Annotated in this window: 16 protein-coding genes, 10 tRNA genes, 1 rRNA gene and 1 pseudogene; all 28 read left to right on the top strand. The window is 38.7% G+C overall.

The genetic code is table 11. The features are described from left to right. The first annotated feature begins 12 nt into the window (after nucleotides 1-12). Nucleotides 13-129, top strand: a 5S ribosomal RNA gene (gene rrf / locus KO087_RS09190). Between the two features lie 52 nt (nucleotides 130-181). Then, nucleotides 182-256, top strand: a tRNA-Asn gene (locus KO087_RS09185). A 3-nt stretch (nucleotides 257-259) separates the two neighbouring features. Continuing rightward, nucleotides 260-347 (top strand) — tRNA-Leu (locus tag KO087_RS09180). Between the two features lie 32 nt (nucleotides 348-379). Further along, nucleotides 380-456: transfer RNA gene (locus tag KO087_RS09175), tRNA-Met, on the top strand. 50 nt (nucleotides 457-506) lie between these two features. Then, a tRNA-Met gene (locus KO087_RS09170) sits at nucleotides 507-583 on the top strand. Nucleotides 584-586: 3 nt separating this feature from the next. Then, nucleotides 587-661, top strand: a tRNA-Glu gene (locus tag KO087_RS09165). 5 nt (nucleotides 662-666) lie between these two features. Continuing rightward, nucleotides 667-742: transfer RNA gene (locus tag KO087_RS09160), tRNA-Val, on the top strand. 4 nt (nucleotides 743-746) lie between these two features. Continuing rightward, a tRNA-Asp gene (locus KO087_RS09155) sits at nucleotides 747-823 on the top strand. Between the two features lie 29 nt (nucleotides 824-852). Next, nucleotides 853-938: transfer RNA gene (locus KO087_RS09150), tRNA-Tyr, on the top strand. Nucleotides 939-941: 3 nt separating this feature from the next. Further along, nucleotides 942-1,016 (top strand) — tRNA-Gly (locus KO087_RS09145). Nucleotides 1,017-1,019: 3 nt separating this feature from the next. Further along, nucleotides 1,020-1,096 (top strand) — tRNA-Arg (locus KO087_RS09140). A gap of 124 nt (nucleotides 1,097-1,220) precedes the next feature. Next, complete coding sequence (locus KO087_RS09135; protein WP_215508929.1) at nucleotides 1,221-2,177, top strand: tyrosine-type recombinase/integrase; 957 nt, start codon at nucleotides 1,221-1,223, stop codon at nucleotides 2,175-2,177. 142 nt (nucleotides 2,178-2,319) lie between these two features. Continuing rightward, entirely contained in the window at nucleotides 2,320-2,691 is a 372-nt protein-coding gene (locus tag KO087_RS09130; protein WP_215508928.1) for a hypothetical protein, read from the top strand. Nucleotides 2,692-3,250: 559 nt separating this feature from the next. After that, entirely contained in the window at nucleotides 3,251-3,634 is a 384-nt protein-coding gene (locus KO087_RS09125) for a hypothetical protein (RefSeq protein WP_215508927.1), read from the top strand. Between the two features lie 23 nt (nucleotides 3,635-3,657). Then, nucleotides 3,658-4,053, top strand: coding sequence for a hypothetical protein (locus tag KO087_RS09120; protein WP_215508926.1), 396 nt, complete (start codon nucleotides 3,658-3,660; stop codon nucleotides 4,051-4,053). Nucleotides 4,054-4,163: 110 nt separating this feature from the next. Beyond that, nucleotides 4,164-5,990, top strand: a complete 1,827-nt coding sequence (locus KO087_RS09115; protein ID WP_215508925.1) for a helicase-related protein — start codon at nucleotides 4,164-4,166, stop codon at nucleotides 5,988-5,990. A 345-nt stretch (nucleotides 5,991-6,335) separates the two neighbouring features. Beyond that, on the top strand, nucleotides 6,336-7,448 hold the full coding sequence (locus KO087_RS09110; protein ID WP_215508924.1) for a hypothetical protein: 1,113 nt from the start codon (nucleotides 6,336-6,338) through the stop codon (nucleotides 7,446-7,448). Nucleotides 7,449-7,960: 512 nt separating this feature from the next. Further along, a complete protein-coding gene (locus KO087_RS09105) occupies nucleotides 7,961-8,164 on the top strand; it encodes a hypothetical protein (RefSeq protein WP_215508923.1) in 204 nt (67 codons plus the stop codon). Nucleotides 8,165-8,189: 25 nt separating this feature from the next. Then, nucleotides 8,190-8,393, top strand: coding sequence for a hypothetical protein (locus KO087_RS09100; protein WP_215508922.1), 204 nt, complete (start codon nucleotides 8,190-8,192; stop codon nucleotides 8,391-8,393). A gap of 8 nt (nucleotides 8,394-8,401) precedes the next feature. Then, entirely contained in the window at nucleotides 8,402-8,590 is a 189-nt protein-coding gene (locus tag KO087_RS09095) for a hypothetical protein (protein ID WP_215508921.1), read from the top strand. Nucleotides 8,591-8,606: 16 nt separating this feature from the next. Beyond that, nucleotides 8,607-9,008, top strand: coding sequence for a hypothetical protein (locus KO087_RS09090; protein WP_215508920.1), 402 nt, complete (start codon nucleotides 8,607-8,609; stop codon nucleotides 9,006-9,008). A 4-nt stretch (nucleotides 9,009-9,012) separates the two neighbouring features. Continuing rightward, nucleotides 9,013-9,297 carry a virulence protein gene (locus tag KO087_RS09085; RefSeq protein WP_215508919.1) on the top strand — a complete coding sequence of 95 codons (285 nt, stop codon included), beginning with the start codon at nucleotides 9,013-9,015 and terminating at the stop codon, nucleotides 9,295-9,297. Nucleotides 9,298-9,397: 100 nt separating this feature from the next. Continuing rightward, nucleotides 9,398-9,769 carry a helix-turn-helix transcriptional regulator gene (locus tag KO087_RS09080; RefSeq protein ID WP_215508918.1) on the top strand — a complete coding sequence of 124 codons (372 nt, stop codon included), beginning with the start codon at nucleotides 9,398-9,400 and terminating at the stop codon, nucleotides 9,767-9,769. A 569-nt stretch (nucleotides 9,770-10,338) separates the two neighbouring features. Next, entirely contained in the window at nucleotides 10,339-11,001 is a 663-nt protein-coding gene (locus KO087_RS09075) for a recombinase family protein (protein WP_215508917.1), read from the top strand. Between the two features lie 458 nt (nucleotides 11,002-11,459). Further along, nucleotides 11,460-12,200, top strand: a complete 741-nt coding sequence (locus KO087_RS09070) for a hypothetical protein (protein WP_215508916.1) — start codon at nucleotides 11,460-11,462, stop codon at nucleotides 12,198-12,200. 125 nt (nucleotides 12,201-12,325) lie between these two features. Then, the gene (locus KO087_RS09065; RefSeq protein WP_215508915.1) at nucleotides 12,326-12,883 is read left to right on the top strand and encodes a TetR/AcrR family transcriptional regulator; all 558 of its coding nucleotides are present in this window, start codon (nucleotides 12,326-12,328) and stop codon (nucleotides 12,881-12,883) included. Then, on the top strand, nucleotides 12,870-13,895 hold the full coding sequence (locus tag KO087_RS09060; RefSeq protein ID WP_215508914.1) for a DUF2871 family protein: 1,026 nt from the start codon (nucleotides 12,870-12,872) through the stop codon (nucleotides 13,893-13,895). Before KO087_RS09065 ends, KO087_RS09060 begins: the two co-directional genes overlap by 14 nt. A gap of 154 nt (nucleotides 13,896-14,049) precedes the next feature. Next, a pseudogene (locus tag KO087_RS09665) lies at nucleotides 14,050-14,127 on the top strand (IS200/IS605 family transposase); the annotation flags it as partial.

The following is a 14,127-nucleotide window of genomic DNA, read 5'->3' as shown; positions in this document are numbered from 1 at the left end:
GCACTTGGTTCGTCCGGTGACGATAGCAAGAGGGACACACCTGTACCCATGCCGAACACAGAAGTTAAGCCTCTTAACGCCGATGGTACTTGGTTGGTAACGACCTGGGAGAGTAGGAAATTGCCGGGCAGAAGATTTTTCTTCTGAATTATATTACTGATGAATCCAATTAAATTAATAGTCTTAGGTAGCTCAATGGTGGAGCAACCGGCTGTTAACCGGTAGGTTGTGGGTTCGAGTCCCACCCTGAGAGCCATAAGCCGGGGTGGCGGAACTGGCAGACGCACAGGACTTAAAATCCTGCGGTCGTTGAGATCGTACCGGTTCGATTCCGGTCCTCGGCACCACCATGGATCATGTGTCCATCAGCAATATGTATCGCGGGATGGAGCAGTCTGGTAGCTCGTCGGGCTCATAACCCGAAGGTCGTAGGTTCAAATCCTGCTCCCGCTACCATTATTTTTTTGAGGCGATTCGCGTTGGTTTTACGCGAAGAACCAAATTATGGCGGTGTAGCTCAGTTGGCTAGAGCATACGGTTCATACCCGTAGTGTCAGCAGTTCAAATCTGTTCACCGCTACCAAATGGCCCCGTGGTCAAGCGGTTAAGACACCGCCCTTTCACGGCGGTTACCCGGGTTCGAATCCCGGCGGGGTCACCATATAAGGGCGCATAGCTCAGTTGGGAGAGCACCTGCCTTACAAGCAGGGGGTCATAGGTTCGAGCCCTATTGCGCCCACCAACCTGGCCTGGTAGTTCAGTTGGTTAGAATGCCAGCCTGTCACGCTGGAGGTCGTCGGTTCGAGTCCGATCCAGGTCGCCATTTTTTCTAAAATGGATGCAATTACATATGGAGGAGTTCCCGAGTTGGCCAAAGGGGACGGACTGTAAATCCGTTAGCTCAGCTTTCAGTGGTTCGAATCCACTCTCCTCCACCATATGCGGAAGTGGCTCAGTGGTAGAGCATCGCCTTGCCAAGGCGAGGGTCGCGAGTTCGAATCTCGTCTTCCGCTCCATTTGTACCGCTAGCTCAGCTGGATAGAGCGTCTGGCTACGGACCAGAAGGTCGAGGGTTCGAATCCTTTGCGGTACGCCAAAGCAAGTTTACTTATGTAAGCTTAGCAAAAATACGCATTTGTTGCGTGTTTAGATTTTAAATAACTTACTTTATATCCGAATTCTTTTAACCTCTAACTATTGGAGTATGAAAAGAGGGTGATATGAAGAAAAGTCAATTTAAACTAGACACGTTGCAGATGCGTTTTTTGTTGTCTAAAAAAGTGAATGGCATTAAAGAAATTACCTTAGAAAGCTATCGCAAAATATTCATGAACTTTGAACACCAAACTGAAAAGCCTATGGATTATGACAATCTCCTAGAGCAAACAGCAGACTTCTTCTATAAGATCAACTGGTATTCTGATATGGCGTTCAATAACCAACGGGCACATTTGAATTGCTATTTTAATTTTCTTATTGAAGAAGAGATACTGAAAGCAAATCCAATCAAGGAATTAAAGATCACAAGACGAAAAGAAGTTGACCAGCCGAAGCCTACCTGTATTGAAGAACTGGAAGCCTTGTTAGCGGTTATACCTTCATACAGTTATGTAGGTAAGCGAGATAGGACAATGATTCTGCTAATGGCAGATACCGGCATAAGACCAGCCGAAGTGGTACGCCTTAAGGTGAGTCATGTAGACTTGCAGAAGGGATATATCTTCCTCACAAAAGACATCACAAAAACGAAGAAAGATAGGATTACGCCTATATCCGATGAAGTGAAGAACAGCCTTGTCAATCTTCGGGAAATCGTCTTAAGTCAATGGGAGAACAAAGACCATCTATTCTTAACGGAAGACGGCGAAGAAATGGAAACCCACGTCCTAAGAAATAACATGAAGCGTTATTCAAAATTAGCAGGCGTAAAGGTAACACCTTATCAACTACGCCACTTCTTCGGAACAGAATACCTTCGCCATGAAGGGAATCTTCTTTATCTTCAAAAGGTCATGGGGCATAGCAATCTAAACACGACAAAAAAGTATATTCAGATTGATGAAAATGACCTGTTACGTTCGCACAAGACCGCTTCGCCTATAAAAGGGCTTATACGAAAGAAGAATACAGATAATCAACGCTTTAGAATTAGAAATAAGGATAATATCACTATATAAGGCTACACAATCAAATATAAGGCGTTATAGATAAATAGGAATATAATTCCATCTATAAAAGATTAAAACGCCTTAAAATGGACGTGAGAGCCTCAAATAAGAAGAAGTAACAAAAAAAGAAGCATGAAAGGTAGGAATTGGAATGAATTATAGAGAATTTGAAGAATGTATGGAATTTTGCGGCTGTGAAACAACCTTCGAAGAGGACACCATTACCGTTAGCGAAGGTGGAGATGTAAGTATTTTAGCAGAGATTGATACGTCGTCGGGTTCACCGGCACAAGTACAATTCAACATTGATAACCTTCGGGATTATTACTATTCACAAGTCAATACAGACGGCGAGCGGAAACAAGATTGGCATATACCCGTTCACCAATTCGCAAACTTAGTATTTACTTTTGTTCTTACGAATCAAGAAGCCGAATATGATCCGCCAATTGATTGTGAAGATGTGGAACTGTTCTTTGATTACGAGGATATAGATTTAGAAGATTTCCTAACGGACTATTGATGAAGAGCCCTAACGCTTATGTTAGGGTTTTTATTTTAGATCATGATAGCGAGCGGGAAAAGTGGGAAAACAAGTACAAAAAACGAATCAATATTCTTATATTACGCTTCTATTACAAATATAAATGGCTTAATCATGCGGGTTATAGAGGATAAAAATTTGAAGAAAGGTTGTTAACGCTTGCCTAAATGGGTATAATATAAGTGAAAAGAGAATAAGAGATAGTGATGTTCACAAAAATAGATCAAATTAGGAAGGTGATGTTACTAAAGTTACTTAAAAAATCGTGCGAGCCATAAGCAACCCAACTGATTCATAAAGGCGAAGCCTACATATTGTTCCACTACAAGGCAAGCCGGATAGACGATAACATAAAGCAGAGAATAAACTGCTTAGGCAATGAACATCATTCACATTCAATTTCTTTTTTCAATGAACCATAACAAATTCATAAGGCTATTGTGCTAAACAGCAATAGCCTTTTTCTATTTTTAGGCAAGTGTAACTATCAATAAGAATTTAAAACGCCTTAAATTAGAACCTAGAGCCTTGAATAGACATGAATAAGAACAATGAAGTTAGGAGAGAAAGAATATTGCCAATTCAAAACGTAAAAAGCTATAAAGCACTAATGGAAAACATGAACCGTATAGGGCTTCGAAGCAAGGTAGAAGATAGAGGAAGAAAAGTCGTTATTTACTACTTCGATAAGGAAATGAACAAAAATAAAGCGGTCGTTCTTATCTATTTAGCAAGTGAAAAATACTATCCGATGTGCTTCAATATTGATTCCTATGTGGCGTACAGAAAACGATACGCCGAAGCGAAACCGAAGAAATTTAAAAATCGAACGGTACAAGATGATGTGGAAACACTTTATAGAAGCATAGCCACCTATTACCTTAACGCTAAAAAACTTGTAGATAATCAAAAGGAGCAATAAAAATAGATAAGGAACAAGAGAAAATGAATAGCGGAATTGATTTTGAATATGTGAATGTATTTGTGGATCAGTACTTAAAACTATACGATCAGATGAACCGAATCGGGCTGGACATAAAGACTGAAAATAACGGGAATCGTGTAGTGATTTATAAGAAAAGCAAAAGCAAGAAAACAGATATAGCCATCGCTACCATTTACTTAGATGATACTAAAAGCGACATAGAATTTCATTTCACGCCTTGCCTTCATCGTATGGGCAAGAAACCGAACCATAAGCGAGACATAAAAAAAGATTGGCGATTCAATATTCAAACCTTAGTGGATAGTGCCTATTACTTTTATGCCAGTGTTAAGGACATGAACCGGCGAAAAGAATTAGGTTCAAATACGATTGCGAGACGATACGAGGAGATTTAAAGCCGATTGAGATTTTGATATAATGGTGAATATTCAGGGAAGGAAATCCCTTCCCTATTTCACTATTAAAGAACGGCATTACATTTAACCTTTATAACGGAGCGGGGAATATGAGTAGAAGAAACACGAGACAATCAGATGATCGCCTTTTTGTTGATGGCAAGCGGCTATTTAACAGAGTAAATTCCCTAAACGAAATGGGATATAAAAATATCCTGGTTAGTGCCCCATTAGAAAGCGGCAAAACTAGTTTCGTGTATGACTACTTATTGGGTACGGGAAAAAAGGTAGCCATTCTTTCGAACCGTTCATTGCTAAAAGACCAAAACAAAAAATACGTGAAACGTACGCAAGCACAAAAAAATAAAAATGGAAGTAATGACCGAGATATTATTGACAACACATTGACATATTGCTATCAAATAATTGGGAATATTTTATTTGAAACCGATAAAGAGAAAAGACGAAAATTTAAAAATAACTTCAGGAAGCGTACGGGTTTATCACAACAATTAGTTGATGAGTATTTCCGAAGAACGGAAGAATTCGTAGAGCGAGATATTAGAGAAGTAGACTATCTGATTTTAGATGAAGCCCACTATTTTACAAGTGATTCTGAATTCAACGACAATACCGAAAAAGAATTCGAATACCTTTTTAACCATTGTAACGGGATAAAAGTGTTTATGACCGCTACACCTGAGGCGTTTATTAACGCTGTAAGAGCGTATGAAGCAAAAAACAAGATTGAACATTTTGAGAGAATGAAGGAAGTTGATTTGCTAAGACAATTGACACCGGGTATTCAAGACTTAATAGATAATTGCGACAGTGAATATATGACCATACCGGAAGAAGATGATAATATCATTCAACACGTAAACAATCACTTTATATTTAACTACATTCATGAAAAGGATAAAGATAAATTCATTAGCGAACAAGTAAAGTTAAGCAATCCATACAATAAGATGATATACTTCTCCAACAATAAACGATATGCCTTGATTGTCAAGGGAATGGCAGATGGTAAATCCTTATTAGATAAGAAATACAAAGGGGGTGCCTTTCTATGTAGCCTCTATGATACAGACGGGTTCAGTAGATTTGTTGACCATGAAGAAAGGGAACGCATTGTAGATAATGAAAAATTCAATAAAGATGTGCTAGTTACGACCAAAGTATTAGATAACGGCATTAACATTCGTGATAGGCAGGTGAAGCGTGTAATCATAGATTATGTGAATTACGATTCGGTGGTTCAGATGATCGGGCGAATACGTACAAAAAACAGAAACGATAAAGAGAAATTAGAGATTACATTCATTGTGCCGGAATTAGGAGACATTAAAAATAAAATCAGAGATTCACAAAGGACAATAAATAGCGAAGAAGCTAAGCAAAATAATAGCGGCGAAGATTCCGAGCCGAATCTGTTTAGAATCGAACAGTGTAGATACACGAAAAAAGCCTATGAAGAATTGTTAGAATTTGATAGCTTAGATGGTGAGAATATATTTAACTATCACTTCGGACACATTTATACACTGCTAACCCATTCAGATAATTCTGTTCTTCTTCCGCCAGTAAAGGGCTTGGATAAAGTAGAGGAAGAATACAAAAAAGAAAATGATCGAATCGAAAATGAAAAGCGAATTCAAGAAGCACTGAAAGATCAGGAGAGAGAAGAAACACGAAAACTATTAGCACAAAGAATTCAGAAATGCTTCGCTAAATATGGAAACAGGGAATTGCTAAAAAATGAATTTGATATGTTGGCGAAGGACTTGAATTTTAAAAATAAGAACGGTACTGTTTCGAAAACCGTTAAGACTATCAACAATCATTTAGCAGAATACGGTTATAGGATAGAGTCAAGAATTTCTAGAGAAAAAAATACTAGAGATAAAAAGACATACAGAATCGTAAAAGATTGATAAACCGTTAACTATGGTGTATGTTTGGTGGTTTTCGCCTTATATATACGCATGCCACCGAATGAACACCATTTTCCGCAAACTGATTTTAAATTAGATTAAGGCGATAGGGGGCAGAAAAGCCCCTAGTCGCCGTCTTAATCTGATAAGGTTAGGTTCATCATAGAGCTGTTAAGACAAGAAGAATGATGGATTCGTTCTTATATCCTGGCGGGTTCTTCCGGCTTTGGGCTTCCTAAGTTGTGATGGTTCAACTTGCTAGAGATTTAATAATGTATTTGGATATATAATTATGTATGTGATAAAATAGATAAAGTGGAAATAAAGTGGTGACTGGAGGAGAAGATGAAACTTGGAAAAATAGCGAGTACCAATTCATTCAAAGAGAAAAAGTTTTTTTATATAAGCATCATTGGTGCGGTTTGGTTCATGTATAGCTTCATCACAAAAGGCATAAGCAGTGATGGTATAGTATTTAATGGGCTTGTTGGATTTGTCTGTATGCTGGTGATGTTCTTTGGAGAGCGTAAGAGACTAAAAGCCAATTCGGGTATCAAAAGCACTTCAGATGTAACCATAGATCAGCTAGTCTATACCTTGTCTGATAAAGATGATGAAGATAAGCGGGTATTGTATTTTCAAAACAAATCTTCTTACCCTATCGTTGATTTTTGCGTAGAGGGGATATCACAAAGCCTGAAGAAAGGCGTTGGATATTGCATCAATTCAATTGTATTGCCAAATAAAGCGGTTCAAAATAAGATAGAAAATTCGCCGGATGATATTGAAATTTATAAAATCAAGTTTACATATTTAGCAGAGAATAATTCGAATGTATACGTCGAATACGATTTGAATTTAGGTTCTCACAAAATTGATTCTGAATTTCAAGCCAAGAAGCCGTCCAGAATTAGAAAGTGGTATAACCGCCTTATTGTCACTTGGTTAGTGTTTAGTATGCTTTATGCTTTTACAGGCACTGATACTGGTGCGGATAATTATGCAAACACTAGCGAGCAATCGTCAGTCAGTTTTTCTATTGCGGATTTATTTCATTTAAGACAACAAGGACAACCGGAGGTTAAAGTACCAGATATACCAATTGATTTAGATAACTTTAATGCTCATCTTGATCGTGATTTATCAAGTTGGATATATATTAGGTTCTTAAATAAATCAGATTGTCCAATCTTACGGTATCAACTAACATTGATTAACGAACAAGGGATAGAATCTTATATGAAATGCGATAGAGTTGTAGAACCCGGAGAACCATCACCAACAATGAAAGGCCAATTGATTACAAACACAGGAACAAGTGTTAGAGATGGTGTTGATTTTACAACAATCAAATACACCTATAAGAAAGCAAATGGAAGAAAAGTCGATGTAGTTTATGATGTTGCCTCAAAAGAGTATAAGTTAGAGCCTTGGGAATTTTCTGAAAATGACTACTAAGAGTTAAAACTAAATATAAGAGAAGTACCAAAGATAGGATCTAAAAAGTCCTATCTTTTTTAATAGCATATTAAGAGAGGTTATTCTTAGCCATATATAGAGAACCTATTCACTTGATAGGCTATTAACAATTATTATTGCTAAACTTTAAAAGATCAAGTCAAACAAATGGCATGAAGTAGGCGTATAGGTTAGGTAACACAAAAAAAGAAATAGTGAATACATTTGATAAAAATATAACATAGAGAAAGTGAATGCTTAAAAGATTAGTCTATGATTGATAGGCATTGAATATGAAGTGAACAGCTAGAACGTATGTTCTCGCTCTGTTTATAAACTGCTTAACCATAAACCTTTTTTTGATTGCTTAACTTCGAAAATCCATTTTTATTTGTGCTAAACTTAAAAATGATGTTAAACTGAAGGAAGCGTAGTTAGTTAGGTATCGGTATAAGAATAATCGTGTTGAGATTTTAAGGAACAGTAGATTTAGGCTTTGCTGGAGGCATAATATGGTTAACTACATAAGGTATAGGAACTTTAAAGGCGAATACCAATTTTATGAAGATAAGCAAGAATTCTATGGAATTATCCTCGGAATTGAACCCGTGATAGATTTTTGTGGTAAAACGAAAGAGGAGTTAGAAGAATCATTTAAGGAAGGTATTGAAACATATATTGAAGAATTTAATAAAAGTATAGAAATGACCGAATGATTTAACAAAGAATTATGGTGATTTTATGAGAAAGATTATGCACAAGGGAATTGTTGGCGTAGTTGAAGACGAAAAAATCGAAGGCGATTATTGCGGTCATTTGCTAATAAACGGCGTTGCTTGTTTTTATGGAAAAACAGAAAAAGAACTGATTCAAGATTTCAAGGAAGTAGTTGAATTTTATTTAGAGAATTGCGAACAAGAAAATAATAATGTGCTTAGCGAATAGGGGATTTTATGAAGCTACTAAAATATAAAAACCTTTTAGGTTCGTATGATTTTGATCCTAGAGATAATGTTTTTATCGGTGAGATTTTAGGTGTTGAAGGATATTTTTCTTTTTTTGGAGATACGGAAGAGGAAGCGATTCAAGATTTCAAGGAAGCTTGTGAGTGTTATTTAGATTATTCTGAATCAAGTGTATAGGCTTAGGTGTAATTTTATGAAAGTATTACAACACAAAGGTATTGCTGGAGTTGTAAAGGAAAAAAGAGTACAAGGGAAGATTTCTGGATATCTGCTTGTTGATGGTGCATTTGCATTTTACGGAGATACAATCGAAGAAATGATTGAAGATTTTAAGGGAGCAGTCGAAGCCTATTTTGAAGCTTGTGAAGCGATGGACATAGAGCCTGAATTAGTGGAACGACTAGACGGCAAAGAGGATTCAATGAAACTAATGAAATACAAGGACTACATCGGTAGTATTGAGTACAGCGAAGAAGATGAAATGTTTTTCGGTGAGATACAAGGAATTGATTCCATCGTCTGCTATGGTGGCGAAACGATAAGTGAACTTGAGGAAACGTTCCGTGAATCTGTTGATGAATTTGTAGGGGATTAAGTGAATGTATGGCATAGTTTTTGATTTAGAAATAGATGTTTTAAAAAAATGTTATGGAGATCCATACAATAGAGCCTATGACGAAATAGGACAAGAACTGAAAGAGGTTGGCTTTGAGTGGGCGATGGGAAACCTCTATATTAGCCATTCAAGTAGAGATAATTTAACGCACGTTTACCGTGCGATTAACAGATTATCTAAAATCAACTGGTTCAAGGAAAGTGTTCGGGATATACGAGCATTTAAAGTTGAAGATTGGTCAGACTTTACAGAAATTGTAAAAGAATAATTAAAAGGCTATCTTAACGGGTAGCCTTTTAAAATACATAAAATGATGAAAGGGGGAATATATGATATAATCCTATGTAATGATACATAGGGGTGATATTATGAAGAATAGAGTTGTGGATTATGTAACGCCAACTGAGGCGTGCATAATCATAGGAATTAGCCCGAAATCAACTCCACAAATAACAAGGTGGATCAATGAAGGGAAGATTAAAAAAACGATACGTTTCGGAAATTCCCTTGCTATACCCGTATCGTGGGTGAAAAGTGAATGTAATGAAAGGGGGATCAGTTGGCAAGGCGTGGAATTGGAGAATGACGAAACCGGCGTACTTTTAGGGGACTATATTCCGCTAATGGATTACGTCAAGGAAAACAATCTGAATTACAGCACAATTTACCATAAACTAAAAGATGGTAAGGTTGAGGACTATATAAAATTTCAGTCAACTTATGGACTACCTAAAAAATAGGTGGTCTTTTTTGTACCCATGCTGAAATACAGATACATCTGAATTGGTTCTTTTTTCTTCGCCAATTTTATGGAAGGGGTTAGGGGGCATATTAGCAACCGATAAAACTTTTCAAAGATTAGTTAACTACCCCCCTTCTAATTTGTTGAGGTGCTAACGGTATGAATCAGATATGAAAGTAGGGGATAATATACTACGACAAATCATAAAGCGTATGAACAGAGAGTGTATAGCCTTCCCCGCCTATCATTTTCTTGTTGCTAATGATTTAGAACGAACAGATTGATTCATGAATCATAGATTCAAAACAGAATGGAAAGTGATCCATCTTTTTTCGGTGCTAATGGTTTACCGGCGATACATAGAGAAGGGAACAAACGGAAGATTTCTATTCATGACCACTTAAAAATATCTGTTTATAAAAGTACACAAAAACAAACAAGGCGAAACAAACGGAAATAGTGTTTATAAGCATAGCAAAAATAATTTACAAATGTTTATAAAAAAGACTGGATATTTAAAAACACTTCGGCTAAAATAGAATCACCAAATCAAAAGGGGGTTCTATTATGGCAGATAGTTATACTTACGGTTATGCGAGAGTGTCGACGAAAGAACAAAATGCAGATAGGCAAGTAAAAGCGATTTATGATTATTGCAATCAAAAAGGAATTTCCATTGACGAACGCCATATGATTGTTGACAAAGCAAGCGGAAAAGACTTCAAGCGAGAAAACTATTCTGCACTTCGGAACACCATGCTACGCTCGGGTGATACGCTTATTGTGAAGGAACTTGACCGCTTGGGACGTAACAAGGAAGAAATCAAAAGGGAACTGGAACACTTCAAAGAGCAAGGCATAAGGGTAAAGATACTTAACATTCCAACAACGCTGGTAGATTTAGAAGGCGAACAATCTTCTCAATGGGTTATGGAAATGGTAAATAACATTCTAATAGAAGTATTAGGTGCTATTGCCGAAGAAGAACGATTGAAGATAAGGCAACGCCAAAGGGAAGGAATCGACCTTGCCAAAGCGAAAGGGGTAGAGTTGGGTAGACCGAAGATGAACTACTCAACGTTAACAGATCAACAAAGAGAGATTATAGAAGCAAACTATCCAAAGTGGAAAGAGAAGGAAATTACCGCTACAAGGTTTATGGAACTGGTAGGGCTAAAGCGGAACACCTTCTATAAGATTATGAAGGAATACGAGGAAGAAGTGTTGTAATTAGAATTAGCTTATGGTATCTTAAGTTAAGGTTCAAAATGAATTCAGATATAAATAAATACAAGTTAATGGCGACGGGCCACATGATCAAACGAGAGTTGATGAGGCTTCAAAGATTGAATCTTAAGTGCGTTAGGGTTCGAATCCTTTGCGGTACGCCAAAGCAAGTTTACTTATGTAAGCTTGCTTTTTTATTGCATTCATAGAATAATGGATTTTACTCTAATGATTTTGCATCGTAGCACGTTTGACAACGGATCTATTTTTTTGCATGAGGATGTATTTCTTCTCGATAAAGGGGTGATGGGATGGACCCATACGTATTGTTTGTTGTATTTCTGGTCGTGGCATTTGGCGCAATGATTATTTCTTATAATGTTAAACGCACTTCGAATCCCATAGAAAAAGAGGCTCATTTCATTCAACGCCCGACATCAAATCCATTGGACAGAGAGCGGATGATTCATTCATTGGGCCTTGAGGATGAGGAAGAGGACCTCGATGAGGTAATTGAATCGGCACGGACCTTTTATAAGACCGTTTACGACACCATCATCGCCGGCAATATCAGCGAAGAGGTCGCCGGCTTTTTGGCGCGCCTGGCCATTACCGATCCCTATTTGATTCAAGACCGTCAATTTAAAGCTATTTTAGATTTAGAAGTGCTCATGGATAAGGGGGCCGTTTATAACGAGGACGGGTCCTTATGGAATTTGGAAGTCTTAGGAAAGATTCTGGACACTTTGGCGGATTTTTTGCTGGAAAAGGTGGAGTCCCCGCTATTTGCCTCTGGAGATTCCTTGAAAAGAGCGAATTTCGGCGTCAAGTTTGACGCCCTGGAGAGATTGGTGAAGGATGCGAGGGGGGAATCTAAATCTCATGGGCCTTCTGAACCGGCGACGGATCTTCGTTTCGAAAGAGCAGAAGAGGAAGAGGCGCGCCTCATCGAAGAGGAATATTTTGAATGGTGGCTCGTCCATTGGATCATCGAAGAAGAGGAACGCCGCCGGGAGGAGGCGCCGGATCGGAGCATCTTCACGCACAAAAATTTCGGCGATGCGTCCTTTAAAGAACAGGATGTCTTCTATGGTGAAGACTACGACGGCGAGGGCGACGAGGAAGAGGTTTACGACGATTACGACAGTTATTGGGACAGTTACGACGCAGGCGATGTCGATGATTTGGATTTGGACGTGTAGTTTCAGTTTTTCTAAAATGCTTCGATGGGTATCGAGGCATTTTTTTATTTGGAGAAGCGACGTTGACAAAGAGGGGTCAATAGCGTATCATTTAAGAAGTGACAGAGTGTCATTAAGGAGGAATTATGGCAAGAGCGACATTTGAAAATTTAGAACCATCTAAAAAAGAACGGCTACAGAAAGAATTGCGAAAATTCTTTGAAGAAACGCCGGTTGAATCCATTAATGTAACGGCTATTGTAAAAACCTTGGGCATTGCCCGCGGTTCGTTTTACCAATATTTCGACGATTTAGACGATTGTTATTTCACCGTGTTGAAGGAAGCCACGGGGCAGGTGCATCATGTGTTTTTTGATTTGCTTGAAAAGAACCATCACGATCCGGAGGCTACCCTATGGGCGTATCAGGACTATTTGCTGGAAGCCCTTTACGATCACAATTTAAGAAATCTGTACCGCCCGCAGTTTCTTGCCTTTGAAAAGAGCAGCCTTTCTCATGGGAAGGATTTTGTAAAAAAGCATTACGGCAAGAGCGAAGCCCATATAATTTTATATATGATGGCAGTTTTTCACGAGTTAATCAAGGACAGCATGATCGAGGACTACACGAAAGAAGAATTTAGAGAAGCGTCGAAACAATACATCGAGTATTTGTTGGGAGGGATCGGCGATGAAAGAATTTGAGCTGTTTTTCGACAGCATGTATTTAATCTTTGTCATTTTTCTAGGCATCCGTATGTTGCTTCTGCGAAAGGAAAATAGCGGCCTCGTGGGGGCCATGGCCATGCTCCTGGGCCTTGGCGATGCTTTCCATTTGATTCCAAGGATTATTGCCAATGCACAGGCCAACGGATTTGAACTCCACGCCGCAGATCTTTTCTTCGGCACCCGCGTCTCGGCCATGACCATGTCTTTGTTTTATCTCCTGTTTTACTATTACATTCGGCGGGAGATGAAAGCATCGAATCGCACTTTGGATGTTCTCATGCCGGGGCTATTTCTTATTCGGATCGGGACAGTGATTTTATCGTTTAACCACGCCCAAACCATGGATTTGATTTCAAATATTCCCTTTGTGATCATGGGCCTGGTGGATATCGTGCTGCTATACAAAAAACGATATAATACAAACTTCGGGAAGCTATACCTCTATGTATTCTTTAGTTTCCTCTTCTACGTGCCGGTTGTTTTATTTAAAGAAACCATGCCCACCATCGGCATGTTAATGATGCCGAAGACGGTGATGTATGTCCTCATCGTTTGGACGCTTTACGGCAATTTAAAAGGCGAGTTTGACAAAAATGATCTGCTGCAATTTGCCCTGGCCTATTTATTTTTCGGCGTATTTGCCGGGGCCTTTTACCGGGAAATCGGAAAGATCTACCCGGTGGTTTCGAAAATGGCATTCCTCCACGTCCACTTAATCGTGTTAGGCTTTGTTCTTTTGACATTAGCCTATTTGCTTCTTCGGGACCGCGCTTATGAAAACGTCCGTCTGAAAAAAATCCTCACCATTTATAATTTCGGCATGTTCTTTTCTTTCAGCGCCATGTTTTTGCACGGCATGATCGACAGCTACACCGTCGGTGATGTCGCCCGCATCGGCATGGTGGCCGTCTCCGGCGTGGGACACATATTCCTTACTGCGGCATTCATATGGGCGGCGGCATCGGGACTGAAAGTAATCGAAGCTTAAAGGGAATCGGCACAAGGGATTGTGTCGATTTTTTTGCATTAGAAAACCCCCGGTTAGACCGGGGGTTCCGTTTAGCTTTAGCGATAATTGCCCGTTATTTCCAGCGTGATATGATGAGAGAGGTCTGCCAACCAATCACAATCAGGAGGAAATAATGACATCACTAAATCACACCCATAGTTTATCACACACAAAATGGAATTGTAAGTATCACGTCGTGTTTGCTCCGAAA

This window comes from Peptoniphilus rachelemmaiella, assembly GCF_943169845.1.
GTDB lineage: Bacteria > Bacillota > Clostridia > Tissierellales > Peptoniphilaceae > Aedoeadaptatus > Aedoeadaptatus rachelemmaiella.
The sequence above is the reverse complement of the archived record's forward strand: the minus strand, read 5'-3'. Positions and strand labels throughout refer to the sequence as shown.